General features: G+C 66.9%; 15 protein-coding genes. 11 read left to right on the top strand and 4 right to left on the bottom strand.

Going from position 1 to position 15,619, the window contains the following annotated elements:
* Positions 1–5 precede the first annotated feature (5 nt).
* Together IU476_RS06675 and IU476_RS06670 are read right to left on the bottom strand one after the other, a co-directional pair.
* The gene (locus IU476_RS06675) at positions 6–1,364 is read right to left on the bottom strand and encodes a site-specific integrase (RefSeq protein WP_195097826.1); all 1,359 of its coding nucleotides are present in this window, start codon (positions 1,362–1,364) and stop codon (positions 6–8) included.
* Positions 1,365–1,378: 14 nt separating this feature from the next.
* Positions 1,379–1,570 carry a helix-turn-helix transcriptional regulator gene (locus IU476_RS06670; RefSeq protein ID WP_195097824.1) on the bottom strand — a complete coding sequence of 64 codons (192 nt, stop codon included), beginning with the start codon at positions 1,568–1,570 and terminating at the stop codon, positions 1,379–1,381.
* Positions 1,571–2,115: 545 nt separating this feature from the next.
* On the opposite strand from IU476_RS06670, the gene IU476_RS06665 reads away from it, so the two are divergent.
* The 3 genes from IU476_RS06665 (at position 2,116) to IU476_RS06655 (ending at position 5,496) form a co-directional block, all read left to right on the top strand.
* Complete coding sequence (locus tag IU476_RS06665; RefSeq protein ID WP_324193905.1) at positions 2,116–2,910, top strand: SDR family NAD(P)-dependent oxidoreductase; 795 nt, start codon at positions 2,116–2,118, stop codon at positions 2,908–2,910.
* 913 nt (positions 2,911–3,823) lie between these two features.
* Positions 3,824–4,309, top strand: a complete 486-nt coding sequence (locus IU476_RS06660) for a hypothetical protein (protein ID WP_195097822.1) — start codon at positions 3,824–3,826, stop codon at positions 4,307–4,309.
* Between the two features lie 44 nt (positions 4,310–4,353).
* The gene (locus IU476_RS06655; protein WP_195097820.1) at positions 4,354–5,496 is read left to right on the top strand and encodes a DUF6545 domain-containing protein; all 1,143 of its coding nucleotides are present in this window, start codon (positions 4,354–4,356) and stop codon (positions 5,494–5,496) included.
* Here the strand turns inward: IU476_RS06655 and IU476_RS06650 are convergent.
* Positions 5,475–5,903 carry a hypothetical protein gene (locus IU476_RS06650; RefSeq protein ID WP_195097818.1) on the bottom strand — a complete coding sequence of 143 codons (429 nt, stop codon included), beginning with the start codon at positions 5,901–5,903 and terminating at the stop codon, positions 5,475–5,477. The genes IU476_RS06655 and IU476_RS06650 overlap by 22 nt on opposite strands.
* Positions 5,904–6,581 carry a helix-turn-helix domain-containing protein gene (locus tag IU476_RS06645; protein ID WP_195097817.1) on the bottom strand — a complete coding sequence of 226 codons (678 nt, stop codon included), beginning with the start codon at positions 6,579–6,581 and terminating at the stop codon, positions 5,904–5,906.
* A gap of 779 nt (positions 6,582–7,360) precedes the next feature.
* Here IU476_RS06645 and IU476_RS06640 point away from each other — a divergent pair.
* From IU476_RS06640 to IU476_RS06605, 8 genes are all read left to right on the top strand, one after another.
* Positions 7,361–8,605 carry a cutinase family protein gene (locus IU476_RS06640; RefSeq protein ID WP_195097816.1) on the top strand — a complete coding sequence of 415 codons (1,245 nt, stop codon included), beginning with the start codon at positions 7,361–7,363 and terminating at the stop codon, positions 8,603–8,605.
* The gene (locus IU476_RS06635; RefSeq protein ID WP_195097815.1) at positions 8,602–9,531 is read left to right on the top strand and encodes a hypothetical protein; all 930 of its coding nucleotides are present in this window, start codon (positions 8,602–8,604) and stop codon (positions 9,529–9,531) included. Before IU476_RS06640 ends, IU476_RS06635 begins: the two co-directional genes overlap by 4 nt.
* Positions 9,528–9,986 (top strand): hypothetical protein, encoded by a 459-nt coding sequence (locus IU476_RS06630; RefSeq protein ID WP_195097814.1) that lies wholly within the window; start codon positions 9,528–9,530, stop codon positions 9,984–9,986. Before IU476_RS06635 ends, IU476_RS06630 begins: the two co-directional genes overlap by 4 nt.
* 4 nt (positions 9,987–9,990) lie before the next feature.
* A complete protein-coding gene (locus IU476_RS06625) occupies positions 9,991–10,242 on the top strand; it encodes a hypothetical protein (RefSeq protein ID WP_195097813.1) in 252 nt (83 codons plus the stop codon).
* Positions 10,243–10,510: 268 nt separating this feature from the next.
* Positions 10,511–11,500: a GAF domain-containing protein gene (locus IU476_RS06620; protein ID WP_195097812.1), complete on the top strand. Its 990-nt coding sequence runs from the start codon at positions 10,511–10,513 to the stop codon at positions 11,498–11,500.
* Complete coding sequence (locus IU476_RS06615; protein ID WP_195097810.1) at positions 11,497–11,967, top strand: alpha/beta fold hydrolase; 471 nt, start codon at positions 11,497–11,499, stop codon at positions 11,965–11,967. Before IU476_RS06620 ends, IU476_RS06615 begins: the two co-directional genes overlap by 4 nt.
* 237 nt (positions 11,968–12,204) lie before the next feature.
* The gene (locus IU476_RS37000) at positions 12,205–14,076 is read left to right on the top strand and encodes an acyl-CoA dehydrogenase family protein (RefSeq protein ID WP_195097808.1); all 1,872 of its coding nucleotides are present in this window, start codon (positions 12,205–12,207) and stop codon (positions 14,074–14,076) included.
* A complete protein-coding gene (locus tag IU476_RS06605; RefSeq protein ID WP_195097806.1) occupies positions 14,073–15,593 on the top strand; it encodes a flavin-containing monooxygenase in 1,521 nt (506 codons plus the stop codon). Before IU476_RS37000 ends, IU476_RS06605 begins: the two co-directional genes overlap by 4 nt.
* Positions 15,594–15,619 lie beyond the last annotated feature (26 nt).

Raw genomic sequence — 15,619 nt, 5'->3', positions numbered from 1 at the left:
TGTTATTAGGAAGCAACTTTTTCCAACTTTGCTCCAACTTTCGTTGTTCCAACCGTTCCCCTTCGTCGGTCGATCCACGCTCGGTGCTTGCGGTACTTGGTCGGCGTCCATTCCAAGCCTAGGGTCTCGAGTGCATCGGCGTTGTCGACAGGCTTGATCGGACGGCCCTTTGGGTCGATGTAGTGCCGCTGCGCGATCGTCCGGCGGAGAGCCGAAGAATGGCCCAGCTGCGCGCTAGCCCGGTCGTCGTCCTCGGTTTCCACAGCAACAACGGTGGCTACGGTGTCCCGAAGGTTTGTCCAGGTGAACCACTCGAACTCGTCACCGCGGAAGGTCTCGAGAGAACGTTGCACAGTGGAGGGATGTAGCCAATCGCCATGGCCGTAGGGCGGCAGGAATATGGCCTGCTCCTCAGTCACCGGCTGGTCGAACTCTTTCCAAGCTCGCAGTATTCGCGTGAGCCATCTCGGTGCCACTACGTAGTAACTTGGGCCGCGCTTGCGCTTGTTCTGCCTGTGGAACGGGTCTGCGACGATAGTTCCGCAGATGTGGATGATCGCGCGCTCTTCGTCCAGATCGAGGATGTCAACCCAACGTACGGCTAGGGCCTCGGCAGGTCTCATGCCTGTCCCGAGCATCAGCAGGTAGTAGCAGGGCAGATATTCGCTGGGGCTGTAGCCATATTCGAGCCACCGGGTGATGGAGCGCAGTATGCCTGCTGGCTCGGCGCCCACCAGTGCGCGGGGTTCGTAGCCTCCGGGTTTGGGCTGCGGTATGCCGTGCATCGGGTTCGATTCGATGGGGGCGTTGGTCATCAGCATCTTCCATACGCTCTTGAGGATGACATGGTGGAGCATCGCCGTGTTGGGGGCTACTTCGAAGACTTCGTCCAGGTAGTCCACGATCTCCAGCCGGTCGCACGATTCAGCGATCGTGAGTCCCCTGTACTCTCTCCCCAGTTTGTAGGCGTTCGGTTTTCGGTTTCTCGCGGTCTTGGGGGCTGGCTTGATGCCCTTGCTGTAGTTGGTGTAGGTGCGTTTGACGATCTCCCCCTTGTCGACTCGGGCCTTTTGAAGGTCCAGCCAGTAGTCGAACACGTCAACCATCTTGTCCGTCAGTGCGAATCGCCTGCGCGGGGAACGCCTGCGTCGATTGCTGCCTTTGGTGTTGTTCTTCTCGAAGCTGCGCCAGAAATCGTCGAGGCATTCCTTCTGGGTGCGTCCTTTTCCGCTGCTGCGAACATAGTCGCCGTTGAGGGCGCGGTGCCTTACTCGGCTCAGTCTCCAGATGCCGTCCGCGCCTTTCGTTGGGCTGAGCTTATGTTTATCGGGTGCCGCTCCAGGTTCCAGGGCTTCCTGCGGCATGTCGCCTCCTTTGTTCAGTGCGTGCGAGGTTGGGTTCGCTCCCAGGCATCGAAATCCTTGCGCGGGTAGCGGATTGCCCTACCGCCGAGACGGATGCATGGCGGCCCTTTGCCCGCGCTCGCCCAGTTGGCCAACGTCTTCGGTTTGAGCCGTAGACGTTCAGCGACCTCTGCTCGGGTTAGGTAAGTCGGCTCGGTAGTGGACATGTGAACCCTTCATGGAGTGCAAGGCTCAAACAAGAGGCGGCGAGTTCGCTGGCTGATTGCTGTCGGTGGGGCGGCGGCTTGCGGCGCGCTGGTCGGTTCTCGGCTGCCGCTACTGGTGTGGAGTGTGAGTCGGGTCTGACGGTCGGATGCACTTCGGGGTGGGTTCGTTCTGGGTGGCGCAACGATCCCTCCTTGGTGTCTCGAGCTGGCCGTGCTGCGCCGGGATTGGCAACTGGGGCGTTCTCGCGAGGGTCAGCCGGGTTGTCCGAGGATCTTAAACACCAAGATGTGGTGTGTCTACCTAACAAAACTTCCGCCGTGGTGTGGCTGCGTTGTCTATTCGCTCGACGCGGCGGCTATGCGAGGGTGCGGTCCGCCGGGCACAGGGCCGTCGGTCTTGACACACTCGTTGGCCGCCGATTGACTTGATCTGCTCTGCTGTCGAGGGTCGGGCCAGGTGGTACGTCGTCGGAGGGTCGTGGGCTCGGCTTGGTTCCTGTAGTCCGCCGTGGTCGACGTGCCGAGCAGACCGCAAGAAGGGGGGCGTGGCAGTGGATGGCAGGTATCAGCTCAGGGATCGCAAGGTGCTTGTCACCGGCGCGACGGGCGGGATCGGACAGGCGATCTCGAAGTCGGTAAAAGACTCCGGCGCGAGATTGGTTCTGACCGGGCGGCGAAAAGAGGCGCTGCAACGGGTGTCGGCGCAACTGGCCGCCGAGTCGATCCAGGCTGATTTGCGCAGCGGTGACGGTCTGGCCAAGGTCCTCGAAGCTATTGGCTCAGTTGATGTGCTGGTCGCTAACGCGGGTCTGCCTGCGTCGGGGCACGTGACGGATTTCGGATCGGATGATCTTGATGATGCGATTGCGGTGAACCTGCGTGCGCCGATGGCGATGGCACGCGCTGCTGCGAAGTCGATGGGTGCCCGCGGGCACGGCCATATCGTGTTCATCGGGTCCATCGGCAGCCGCATGCTGGCAGGGGACACAGCCGTGTACAACGGGACGAAGTTCGGCCTGCGTGGTTTCGCGTTGGCGTTGCGTGAGGATCTGCGTGGCAGCGGTGTCGGGGTATCGATTGTGGAGCCGGGTTTCATCAGCGAAGCGGGGATGTTCGCCGACAGTGGGCTTGCCCTGCCGCGTGGGTTTCGTGCGCTGCCACCGGCGCGCGTGGGGGACGCTGTCGTCCGAGCGATTCGGGACGACGTGGGGGAACTCGTCGTCGCTCCATGGGAGATGCGGATCGCGGTGGCGTTGGGCGGTTTGGCCCCCGTTCTTAGCAGCCGGATTCAGCGCTGGGCCGGCTTGAGCCTCGACTACTCGTCGGTCGAAATGCGGTGAATGCCCCCGAGCAGTCGAAATGCTCGCGACGGATTCAGGCATCCGGAACTGGAAAGAGCCTCGCAGGCCAAAGCTGCACTTTCGCATGACGCATGCCTGTTACGTCGTGGATAGTCCGGTCCGGACATGGTTCGGTAACCCGTATCGGCCCGCCGAAGTGGTCGATCAGCCCGGGGGCGCCCGGCCCTGGGCCGGTGCGATCGCTTGGTCCGTCAGCCGGTCGACAGGCACAGCTTTCCGATGTAACTCGTTGTAACAGTTGACAAGTGAAAGCTTTCAAAGAAAACTTTCGGTCAGATCATCTGGGGCGTGACCGTTGGGGGCCGAGCCGGTCCAGGAGGTCATCGACTGGGGCGCGGACACGCTGACGATCGCGTGAAGTGGGGGGCAAAATGACCGGGCCTGCGGGGCGGAAGTTTGACAGCGCACACAGTGGCCGGCCGTGTCCGGTCATTGGCGATGAGCTGGCGCTCGACGCCTGCGTTCTGGTCGTAAAGCCTTGCGGTGCAGACTGTTCGGAGCGACTGGTGACGAAGTTGCGGGCCCGTCACCGTAGGCTGGGCTCCGTCTGGCCGGAGGCGATGGCATTGTCGCCAGGCGTCGTCTACCCTGGACCGTCCCATGATCGGCGGCAGCTGTTCACGGGCCTCTGCGCTTCGCTGTGGTGGCGGCCCGACACCTAACTGCCGCATAGGTGACGCGGTCCCAGCGCCGGGGTCGAGATCATCGATCGTGCTAGCTCAAGTCATACCGCCAGGTACTCGGGGGAGAGGCCAGCCATGAATAGTACAACTTTCAAATACCGTCTCGGACCACTGCCGATGGGCGAACGTGCCGCACCGGCTCGTCGCGGCGTGACCCGTTGGCCCGCGGGCTCTGGTTGGCACCTCGCCGTGGGCAGATGAGGGGCTGGGTGATGTCACCGAGAAGAATGTCCTCAATCCGTGCCCAGTTGCAGTCTCTCGTCGACCGTCTCGACCGTGATCTGCCCGGCGACTACACGGTCGACGAGCTTTTCGCCGTGGTCGAGCGCCTGCGAGGCCGACGTATCGACAGGTTGCCGTTGCCGGAGGTGGCGCCGGCAGGATTGTGCGGCATGTGGCTCGCCTACGCTGACCACGACGTCCTGTTTCTGCGGAACATGTCCGATCCGCACGACGCGCTGCACGAACTCGGCCACATCTTGCTCGATCACGGGCAGGAGGCACCGCTGGTGGGGCAGCTGGGTGGGCTTCTCGCTCAGAAAGATCTGGTCGCTGGTTCCGCGGTGCGCGGGTTCCGTGGTGCCTCGAGTTACGACCCGCCCGACGAGTATTCCGCGGAACTGTTCGCGACGATGATGCGGACGCGTGTTCGCACCCGTGGACCGCGGCGTGACGGCATCTTGAAGGCCTTCTGATGTGGCCACCGGACTACCTGCCCGGTTACATCACGATCCCGGCGATGTTGCTCATGGTCGTCCCTGCGGTGATGCGAATTGTGTTGGTCCGCCGCGAATCCGAGGTCGATCACCTGGTCAATATGATGCAGCTGGTATGCGCGATCGGTGTCTTGATGCGGGAGCCCTCGATCGGCCGGGGATTCGCGCGATTCGTCCCGGGCGGGCTTCCGGTGGTATTCGACCTCTGGCACTGGACCCAGGTGCTGTCGTGGACGTGTGGAATGGGGATCTGGCTGCTGATAAGGGAATTCGGCCCCATCCGCTACAAGGCACCGTTCCGGGCGACCGCCTTCTTCGCTGCAGCGGTGGGCGTTGCGTTTCTTCTACTGAGCAGTCCTGCACGGGCGCAAGGGATCTCGATCGCCGACTACGGAGGCTGGCGCTGGGGTGCTTATCTCGCACTGCTGTTCGTGCTGCCGGTGATTGTGTCCGTCTACCAGATCCGCACGATGTTGAGTCTGCGTCACATCGCTACCGCGCAACGCGAGCTGCTCGCCGTGGCGGTCGCCTTCATCGTGGCGGTCCTCAGCATCGTGCCGATCGTGCTGTTCGTGTTCTTCGCCGGCCTCAGCGCCTCCGGCGTCGCGCCGGAGTTTGCCCGCAGCGGTTACAGCGTGATCTCCGACGGTTTGGCGTCAGGCGAGCCGCAGCTCATGATCGGGGCCGTGCTGGCGTTGATGGTCGTGCCGTCGTGCGCCCGGGGACTGCAACGCGCGGTACTGAGGATTCGGCTGTATCCGATCTGGCGGGAACTGACCTCCGCGGCACCGAGCGTGGTGCTGTCGCTGCGGCTTCGGGACCGATGGGGATCGACACCGGTCGAGCGGTTGGAACGACTGCGCATCGAGATCCGGGACGCTTGGCAGATCATCGCTAGCACCGTGCCCGTGGTCCCGCACCATCCGGGTAACCCCATCACCGCCCTCGCCGTCGATGACGGCGACCGTAAAGCGTTGGACGACATCGTCGCAGTCCGCCGAGCGATCCTCCAGCGCCGCGCGAATGGGGCGCTGGACGATGTGTCCGTCGCGGCAATGCCTGTTCTGCCCGAAGAACGCACGCTGCTGCGGTTGTGGTGGGCCGCGGGTGCCGTTGCGCGGGCAGCGAGCAAGCCTGCGGCAAGTCAGGCGGTGCGACGGTCGTGAATGTGACTGGGCGACAAGGATTTCTGCTTGATCTCGTCGAGCATCGCGACGATCGCGCGCAGGCCGTCGATGTTCAATTCGTGGCTGCGGGCGGCGAGCCGGTGCAAGCCGAGGTCGCGGATGAGAATCCACATCTGGAACGTCAAGTCCTGGCTGACGGTTTCAGCGTCCTCACCGCTACGCAAATAGTGAGTCTCGGAACCGAACTCGGCGCAGACCGCGTCGGCGACATCGTCGGGCAGCTCGGTGAGCTGCCCGGCACGCGCCGCGACGAGCATCGCCGGATCGATTGTGCGACCGAGCCGTTCCGATGCTCCCCGGGCGACCTCGTCGGTACTGCGTTCGGGCTCGCCACGCTCATGGAGCAACTCGAACAGCCGATTCAACTTGATCTCGAGCGTCAGCATCTATCGAACCCCCTTGGTGCGATTGGCGAACCGTTCAGAATAGCGGTCCTGCTGCTCTTGAGTTAGATGCTCGGTACGGCCGAGCAGATAGCGCAGGTAGTCCAGGTCGTCTTGATCCTGCGGATTATCGGTGTGCGGACGGCGGGCCAGTTTGTCGCTGAGCAACATCTCGATGACCCGATCCTCCTTGATCCCTGCTGAGCGCCGGCCCTCGACCTGGGCGATGATCCACGCGCGCAGGAGCCGATCGGCACACAGGGATACCTGACGATGCACTTCGAGCACTTTCTCGTCGCCTCGTTCGGCGGCGATGCGCTCAAGATCCTGGTCGGCCTCGATCAACGCGATCATGCTCTCGAGCGGCAGTGCAACTGGGAAGACCTCCGTCGGCAGTGGGGGAGGCACTGCCTGCCCCGACTCTTCGACTGGTTCCACGTCCTCGTGGTACCACTTGTACACCGAGCCTTCCACATACTGGTAGGCGCGGTCCAGGGCGGGAAACACCGCTCCCCGCGTAGGCACCGATTTGTCGCTTTCGTAGTCCCGCAGCGTGGTGTGCGCAATACCGGCGCTCCTCGCGGCCGCTCGCACACTGAGACCCAGACGTTCGCGACGCTGTCTGAGCTTGGCCCCCTTGCTCGTCGGCGTGGTTCCCATGCCCGATGCCTTGTCTTCCACCGCAGTGATTGTAGGCGACTCGTAGCCGTGCATCGACCAGAAGCTGTCCAGTGGTGGTGTCTCAATCACGCCCGAACCTTCCGCTCTGCATGCTTTCACTTCCGGATCGACCCTGGCACACAACGATCATCCAACGGTAACGCAACAAAAACTTCCATTACCTTCCAATTTACTGTTGTTTTCGGAAGGTGTCGGCGTTAATGTTCATGAGGCCAGTAGATGCGCCGGAACCGATCCGGCACAGAGACCGGGAGGGAGGGAAATGGACGTCATCGGTATCGGCCTGGCCGTCATCAACACCGTCGCGTACGTCGCGCAGGTCGCGGTGAACGTGGCCTCGTACATCCTGCCGCTGCTGTAGCACCTACAGCGTGCCGGCAGGTGCCGGCCGGCCCTCGCGTACTCCTTCCACAAACCCCCTCGGTACGCGAGGGTCGTGCCCACACCCACAGCTGATTCATCGGCCGGAGTCTCCCGGCCGATTCGTGTCTACCCCGCATGCGCTGGTCGGCGCATTGCAGCGCGGGAGACCGAGCTTCCCCCCACGGCCGCACGACGGAACATCCGTGCGGCCGGAGCCGCCGCGCCTGCGCGAACCCCACAGGCCCCGGTGCCGTCGATCCAGGCGAGCCAGCTGGGCGAGCATCCCGAGGTCGTGCGGGGCTGATTCGCGAGGATCCCCGTTGCCACCATCGAAACGCATTGCCGTCCGAGAACATAGATCCGTCACAGCGCACCCGGACAGGGACGCCCGAGAGCGCTTCGCCACGGGAGTCCCCGTGTGCCTGAGCATCCGCTGGTCGATGTGGAGCGCGCTAGCCTGCGCTGCTGCCGTCCTGGCGGTCGGCGGGACCGCATCAGCCGACGAGGTCGCAGGAACTGCGAACATCTCGTGCCCCGACTTATATGTCCTCGGGGTGCAGGGCACATCCGAATCGAGCTCCGCCGCAGACCCGTCCGCCATCTCCGGCATGATCGGTACCGTATTCGGCCCGATGCTGGCCCAGGAGGGAGTCATCGGGCATGCCACGATCCCGTATCCGGCCGGATTCGGCGGTGCGCCGGGAACCGGGCCATCCACGGAGTCGTTCGCCGCATCGGTCACCGAAGCCGGTGACCGCTTGGACGCCGCGGCCGCAGACGTGGTCGCGCGTTGTCCCGAAACGCGTATCGCTGTAGCCGCGTATTCCCAAGGTGCCGGGGGCGCAGCGGATTTCGCGCGCCGAGTAGGTGCCGGCCAGGGTCCGGTCAACTCTGACCAGGTTGCGGGTGTGGCGTTGCTGTCGGATTGGACGCGACCCTACGGGCCGGACCCGATTCCCGGGCGCCCCGGACAGACATCACCCGACCCGGTGCCCGGCACTGACGGCGCCGCCACCACTCAGATCCATTTCGGCCCGGTGCCGGCGAGCGGCGGAATCGGTTCGGAATCCGAAGGTTTCGGTGACCTGACCGGACGGGTCGCGGAGATCTGCACTCCGGGTGATCTCAGTTGCGACGCGCCGGAGAACGCGCAGGCATTCCGCGCCGCGGCGGGGTTGGCAGCCCAGGCCGATCTGCGTGACCCGATCTCGGCGGCTCATTCGCTCGGTGAGGCATGGTCCTCGGCCGCGAGCAAGGCATCGACGACAGTCGTTCTGGACGACCTGCATGTCGATCAGGGACAGGTCAATTTGGTCCCGGCCGAATCGCTTTCCGAACGCGTTGCGGACGCCGCTGATCCCCGCGAGCCGATGCCGACGTCTGACCAACAGCAGGCGGTCGCAGCCAAGTTCGGGGAGGCGGTCGCTGCGGTGGTCACCGATCCTGCGCAGATCCCCCGGCTGGCCGGGCAAGTCGGTGCTGCGATCGCCGCCAATCTGGCCGACAATGCCGCGCTGGCCGATCCGGCTACCTGGGCGCGAATCGCGACCACCGTTGCTGCGCATACGTCGTATGCCGCGAACGGTGCGAGTCAGCAGGTGGCCGATTGGTTCGCTTCCGCGGCCCGCGATCTCGCGCTCGGTGAGGGGGGTTCGCAGTGAGCAGGCCGCGAATGTTCCTGTACGGGCTGAGTTCGGACGAGGTGGCCGCCTGCCACGCCGAACAGGCGCTGACGGCGATCGAACGCCGCAACGCGGTCGGGGATGCGTTTCTGCTGCGGCGCACGATCCGCGCGGCGGCGACGGTCAGCTTGACCGAGGACGAGGCCGTGCGGCGGATCCGTGCGGTCGGTGCCGCCCTCGAGCCGTTCTTCGATCCGGCCGCGGGTGTGGTCGGGTACGCCGCGCGCTGGCCCGATCGGCGTGGCCGGTTGGGTCCTGCGATCCGCGATGTCGACCTGGGCCCTGACGTGCGGCTGTCGGAGTTGCGGAACGGCTGGTTGCAGAGTCCGGAATTGGAGATCGCCGCGCTCGCCGAATGGCGGCACCCGTCTTCCCGACCGCCCGTGGCGCGCGACACTGTGCCGCTGACCGCGCCGAAGCTGTGGATCCGGGCGCTCAACGACGCCTACCTTTTCCGAGGCACGTTGCTGGAGTACCGGCCCGACGAGGTGCAGGCCTGGCAGTGGGCGGCCGCGCGACTGGTTGGCGTGGTGTCTATCTGGTCCCAGCGCGCCGAGTTCGGCACCCCCGGACCGCTGGCCTTCGCCGCCGAAGCCCTGGCGCGGTACGCATCTGCCCCCGGCGCGCGGCACCGCCCGACCCGGCCCGCGCCGGCCTGCGACCTCGGCCACGTCGCGCTGGTCCTCGGGCACCTCGGCGCCCACGATTCGATGACCGAAAGCCTGCTGCAAGGGCAGGTGATTGCCGCTGTCACGGCGGTCGCCCGCGCGGCGCGCGAACGTGGCGACACGGTCGCTGCTGTCACGCTCGGCGATATGGTCATCGCGCCGCTGACCGCGGTGCGCCGCGCCTCGCAGGCTGATGTCGACCCCCGCCGTGACGCGCCGGGAGGCGCACCCCGGTGAGCCGCGACGTAAACGACCCGAAGACCGCGGCACTCGTCGAAGCCCGCGCGATCGCCCGCCAGGACGCGGGTGTCGCCGTCGTCGGATTCCGCGCCGACGGCACGATCGCCGCCAGCGCCTTTCGCGGCATCTGCGACTCCCGAACCGTATCGGACCTGCACGGCCGGGATGTCGTGACGACGGTGGTGATCGTGGTCGGCACCGTGAGTGATCTCGCCCGGGCCACTGCACCGCTCGATGCACTCACGAGAACACTGTCCAGCCAAGGCATTACGGTCACCGCGACGCTGCATGCCCGCGACCTCACCCAAGGGGCCTGGACGGATCTGTCCACCGACCACCCCCGCGACGGGATCATCCCCGCGCCGGATTACCGGCGCGCCCTGCATCGGCCGCGCCGCTGGACGAGCGTGCTGTTGTCCCGGATCCACCGGCACCGGACCGGCGATCGATAACCCCATGCGAACAGCCCGGACCTCACCAGCAGCATTCGACGACCGCAGGCCCATGTGGGCACGCGCCCTGCTGGAACTTCTCGCGAGCCTGGCCGCGCTCGTGGCCGTCGCCGTGCTGGCCTGGATCGCCACAACCCCCGCACCACCCGAGCCGACACCGCCGTGCCGGCCCGGCTACCTCGTCCTGGTCCCCGCCACGCCCTCGACCACGCCGTGGCACCCGCCCGCGCGCTCACCGCTGCGGGAGACCTCGTGACCAGCGTGACGTTAGCGACGATCGCAGGCCCCGTGATTGCGATGATCACGACGGCCGGAAACGTCGCGTTCGCCATCGCCGGACATCAACCACGGTGTGCGCGCGGACGATCAGGTTGCCCACAGTGTCGCCCGGCAGCATCCGCTCCGAATCCGGGCCCGTCGGCACTCCAGTCCCTCGGACGGTGGTGGCGATGAACGACTCCCGGCCCGGTAGGCCGAAAACCAGTTCGCGACAAAGGGTTCCGCGCGCCGAGGTGAGCCCCTGGGTGTTGGTGGACACCTTCGTCGATTCGGTCCATTCGGTGATCGCCGAAGGTGTCCGGCCCCGCGCACACAGTCGGCTGGGCCGCACCCGGATGTCGGGAACCGGTGCGCTGGAGCAGCAGATCGCCGCCACTGTGGCGAGATCGGTGGTGACGCGGCGGCCCCAGACACGGACCGTGGCGTTGCCGTCAGGCGTCGCGCTGCGCTGCTTCACCGTGCCGGTCCTCGGCCCCGACCGCGAAGTCCACGCCGTCCACGCCTGGGCAGGACCACGCACACTCCACCCGCCACAGCGACCAGCAGCGGCCACCCTGACCTGGAACCCCCGAACCGGCGTGGCCACCACCAGTCCCGCATTCGAACAACTACTCGGCGCGCCCCCCGCCGCCACCCGCATCCTTCCCGACCTTGTGCGGCACCTCGACCTGCACCCCCGGCCCGGACTGCTCGAGCTGTTCGGCGACCGGCCCCCCGCCACCACGTGGATCGGCACAGGAATCGTCCGCGGTACCCGCCATGTCTTGCGAGTCGTGGCTCATCGCGTCACCGACGACATCGTCCGGGCCGTCGTCCACCGAATCGACACGACCGCACCGGATGTCGAGCCGATCACCGCGCATCTGGTACGGCACCTACCGGTGGCGCCCGGGCACGCCATCGGGCTGGTCGACCTGCGCACCGGCCTCGTTCACGAGTGGGTGATCCCCGGCCCGCCGCCACTGCACCGATGGCGCGAAGAACTGCCGCAGATCCACGACGACGATCGCCACTCATTCACCCACGCGTGCGCCCGGCTGCTCGACAACCAATCCCGGTACCAGCATCGAATCAGGCTGCGCTTCGCCGATACCGGCTGGCTGGCCGCGCACGCCCGCTGGAACCTCCTCGCTGGCGGCACGAACCCACAGGCGCTGCTGGATCTGCACTGCATCGATACCGGCCACGCTTCCCGCACCGCGACGCCCGGCCCACCGAGAACGGAGAACACGTGATCCCAGCGCCCCCAGCCAAGCGCCCCGGCCGCGCCCGCCGTCCCCTTCCCGCCATTGTCATCGGCGTCACGACCACCCCGTGGCCAGGCCTGCTTCCGGCGCTGCTGCGAAACCGCCTGCCCGCCCGCGTCCGCCAGCTGCACGTGACGTTCTTCCTCGACACGACATCCGATTTCCGGCTGCCCCCACGCCCGCAGACCAGTCTGGATCGGATCGCCGATGATCTGGCCGAGTTGGTGCGTGCCGTCGGTATCCCCGTCGTGCTGGTAACCCGCGGGTACGGCGCACTGATCGTCCACCGCCTCGCGTTGCGTGACCACGCCCTGGTCCGTGAGCACGTCGCCGCCACTGAGATCTCCGCACCACCAAGAAGTCTCGCCGCAGCCAACACGACTGGCTGGTCCAACGCCGGCGGGCCCGCGCTCACCAGCGATCCGCAGTGCCCGCGAGGCGTGCTCGCGCGATGACCCTCGCAAAACACCTGCACCCCGGCCCCCACGGACGCTGCCGGAGCGCGCCGCGTCCCTGTCGATCGCCGACCACGCCGCCAGTTCGACCGCGCCCGCCGCCGCATCGCTGACACCCGACCCGCCTGGACCCGCGGTTACACGTCCTACCCATTCACCCACTCACCTCACCCGGCCCCGGAGCTGCCGCTCCCCGCACGGCAGCACCGGCGGCCGGCCATACCGAAGGCACACACCGTGAGCACCACTCTCCCCTCACCGCGCTCCTCCGCCCGTCGTACCGCTGTCTCCCGTCGTCGCGGTCCGTCCATCGCCGCGTTGCAGGCATACCTGTACGACGACCCGGTGGTGTCGCGGCGCGTCCGTGACCTGGTCGCCGCGCTCGACGACCGGCCCGACCCGCCCGGAGCCACGGCCGGCGACCGTATCCGCATCGGCTACGCCCTGCTGCGCCGCATCACCCGCGACCTCGGCGGCGCCCAGGCCATCGCCGCGGATCTGGCCGTCGGCACCGCGTTGTGCGACTGGTGCGCGCAGTTGGGCACACATGTGCTGCCCTACCTCACCGGCCACATCGACCTCACCGTGGCCGCCATCGAACGGCTGGGCACCGGAGCGGCCTATCAACGCGCACGCTTGGCCGAGCTGAACTCGACAGCGGCCGTCGGCGTCCTGCTGATCACCGAACTCGGCTACGGCTCCACCGCCATCGACCTCGAAACCCGCGCGACTTGGCACCCCGACGCAACGCATTCCGACGGCGGCTGGTTCGACCTGCACTCCTCGTCCGCAGCGGCACTGAAGATGCCGCCCAACGCCGGCGCACTCGACGTCGCCAAGACCGTCATCGTCGCTGCTCGCCTGATCGTGGACGGAGACGAGGGGGTATGGCCGTTCCTGGTCCAGCTGCGAACAGCCCGTGGCGGTCTCGCCCCTGGTGTCACCGTGGTCGCGCTACCGCCCAGTCCCGACGGGCCGATCATGGACAACGCGATCGTCGATTTCGACCACGTCCGGATCCCGCGTGACGCGCTGTTGTGCGGAGGGTTCGCGCAGTTCGACGACGCCGGATTCCATTGCGCCCTCGACCACCGCGCGCGCTTCGCCGCCGGGCTCGGCGGTCTGCTCACCGGGCGTCTCAAGCTCGCCCGCGCCAGCGTTGCTAGCGCACGGGCAGGCTTGGCCCTGACCGTGCGGTACACCCAGCAGCGGCAAATCCACGAACACCAGATGCTCGACCTCGATAACGTCCGCCGCGACCTCGTACCGGCCATGGCGGCGGTGTACGCGATGACCGCCCTCGGCCGCCACGCCACCGCCTGCGTCGCGGCCGAGGGACAGTCAGCGGCGGAGCTGGTGATGCTCGCGAAGCCACTCATGAGCGACACCGCCCGCGACATCCTCGACGTGTGCCGGGACCGCCTGGCCGGCCAGAGCATCCACGCCGCCAACTACGTCGGCGCCTACAGCGCCAACTTGCGCGGCATGAGGATCGCCGAAGGCGAGAACCAGGCACTGCTGATCGCCGCCGGCACCCGCTTGGCCCGCCCCGACGGCAGCGCCACCACCGCGCTTCACAGCGCCGACACCGCACTCGACCTGCCCTGGTGGCACCGCATGATCCACGACCGTCAGCAGATCATGACCAGCGATGTCCGAGCAGGCCGCACCCCGGCCGGAGTGCTTGCCCTCGGCCGCAAGTCCGCCGAGATCGAACTCGCACGCGCCCACGCCGAACGGCTCGCCGTCGACGCGGCATCGGTGTCCGCGGCGCGCACCGGTGATGCCAGAACGCGCGCGGTCGTCGAGGACATGGCGGCCATCTACGGGCTGACCCTCATCCGGGCCCACAGCGACTGGTACGCCGTCCACGATCGGTACACCCCGCGGACCGCGGCGCGCGTCGACGCCGAACTGCGCGACCGCATCCTCGCGGTAGCCCCGCACCTCCCGGCATTGGTTGCCGCGTTCGGATTGCCGCAGACGACAGCGCCGATCGACTCCGACGACCACGCCCGAGCGTGGGCCGAGCACGCCGGACTGCGCCGGCTACTCGATGACGACACCGCCGCCGCCTCAGCCGCGGTGAGCGAAGGCGAAAACCTATGAGAGCCAACGAAGTGGCGACAGTCGAAGTGGCAATCGTCGGAGCGGCGTTCAGCGGAATTGGCATGGCCGCCCGGCTCAAACGCCGCGGGATCACCAATTTCGTACTGCTGGAGAAGGCGGATGAGGTCGGCGGAATCTGGCGCGACAACACCTATCCGGGGTGCGCGTGCGATGTGCCGCAACAGCTGTACTCCTACTCGTTCCGCCCCGCGCGCGGCGCCGCCGTCCGCTATCCCGGCCAGCCGGAAATCCTCGCCTATCTGCGGCGGACAGTCGACGCCGAAGGCCTGCGCCCACACCTGCGCTGCGACGCAGCGGTCGTCGAGGCCGTCTACGACGCCAGCGGCCACTGGACCCTTACCACCACGCGTGGTGACCGCTATCGCGCCCGGCACCTGGTGTGGGCGGTCGGCCTGTTGCACCGCCCCTATCTGCCCGACATCGCCGGGCGGAACATCTTCCAGGGCACCGCGTTCCACACCGCCCGCTGGGACCATGACCACGACCTCTCCGGCCGCACCGTCGCGGTGATCGGCACCGGCGCCAGCGCTGTCCAGCTGGTTCCCGAAATCGCGCAACGCGCTCGGCGGGTCCTGGTGTACCAGCGGACACCTCACTGGGTCCTGCCCCGCCCACCCGAGCGTTTCGGTGCGCTCCGCACCGAGATGTTCACCCACGCTCCGGCGTTGCAGAGCGTCTACCGTGCTGTGGTGTTCCTCGGTGCTGACCTCGCGCTGACCCCGATCATGACGCGGGGGTGGTCGGCTCGCCCAGCCACCTGGCTGGCTCGGCGGCACCTGCACCGGCAGGTCGCCGATCCCGTGTTGCGGGCCCGGCTCACCCCCGGCTATCCGCTCGGCGCCAAACGGATCCTGCTGGCCAATCACTGGTATCCGGCCCTGTCCCGTGACGACGTCGACCTCGTCACCGCACCTATCCGGCGCATCACGTCCGACGGGATCGTCGCCGAGGACGGGTACCGCAGCGTCGACACCATCATCTGGGCCACCGGCTTCCGCGCCAGCGAGTACCTCGTCCCCACCCGGATCATCGGTCGCGACGGTATCGATCTGCACACCGTGTGGGCCGACGGTGCGTTCGCCTACCTCGGGGTCGCGGTCCCCGGCTTCCCCAACATGTTCATCCACGCCGGCCCCAGCTCGTTCACCGGCCACGGCAGCAATCCCTACATCCACGAACGCCAATCCGAACTCGCCATCAACGCCATCGCGTGGCAACGCGAAATCGGCGCTGCCGCAATAGAAATCAGGCCTGAAGTTATGCATCGCTACCAGCGATGGCTCGACCACGCGCTGGCCCGCACCGTCTGGTCGACCACACACAGCTGGTATCGCACCGAGACCGGCCGCATCGTGACGCCCTGGCCGGGATCGGCCCGCCTGTTCGCGCGGCTAGCCCGCTGCCACCCCGCCGGTCTCTTCACCCCCACGCCGAACGGCGGACCCCGCCGTGCATCCTCCGCCACCACAACGGCGGCGACCGGGACACAGCGGTAACAGCATGTCCTCGCCACCGGGCGGTC

This window comes from Nocardia blacklockiae (genome assembly GCF_015477355.1).
GTDB lineage: Bacteria > Actinomycetota > Actinomycetes > Mycobacteriales > Mycobacteriaceae > Nocardia > Nocardia blacklockiae.
This window is presented reverse-complemented; position numbering and strand designations above follow the sequence as displayed.

Coding starts and splice junctions, on each gene's coding strand:
- IU476_RS06625 (WP_195097813.1), top strand. CDS start 9,991: ATGCGAACAGCCCGGACCTCACCAGCAGCATTCGACGACCGCAGGCCC.
- IU476_RS06605 (WP_195097806.1), top strand. CDS start 14,073: ATGAGAGCCAACGAAGTGGCGACAGTCGAAGTGGCAATCGTCGGAGCG.
- IU476_RS06650 (WP_195097818.1), bottom strand. CDS start 5,903: ATGCTGACGCTCGAGATCAAGTTGAATCGGCTGTTCGAGTTGCTCCAT.
- IU476_RS06655 (WP_195097820.1), top strand. CDS start 4,354: ATGTTGCTCATGGTCGTCCCTGCGGTGATGCGAATTGTGTTGGTCCGC.
- IU476_RS06675 (WP_195097826.1), bottom strand. CDS start 1,364: ATGCCGCAGGAAGCCCTGGAACCTGGAGCGGCACCCGATAAACATAAG.
- IU476_RS06670 (WP_195097824.1), bottom strand. CDS start 1,570: ATGTCCACTACCGAGCCGACTTACCTAACCCGAGCAGAGGTCGCTGAA.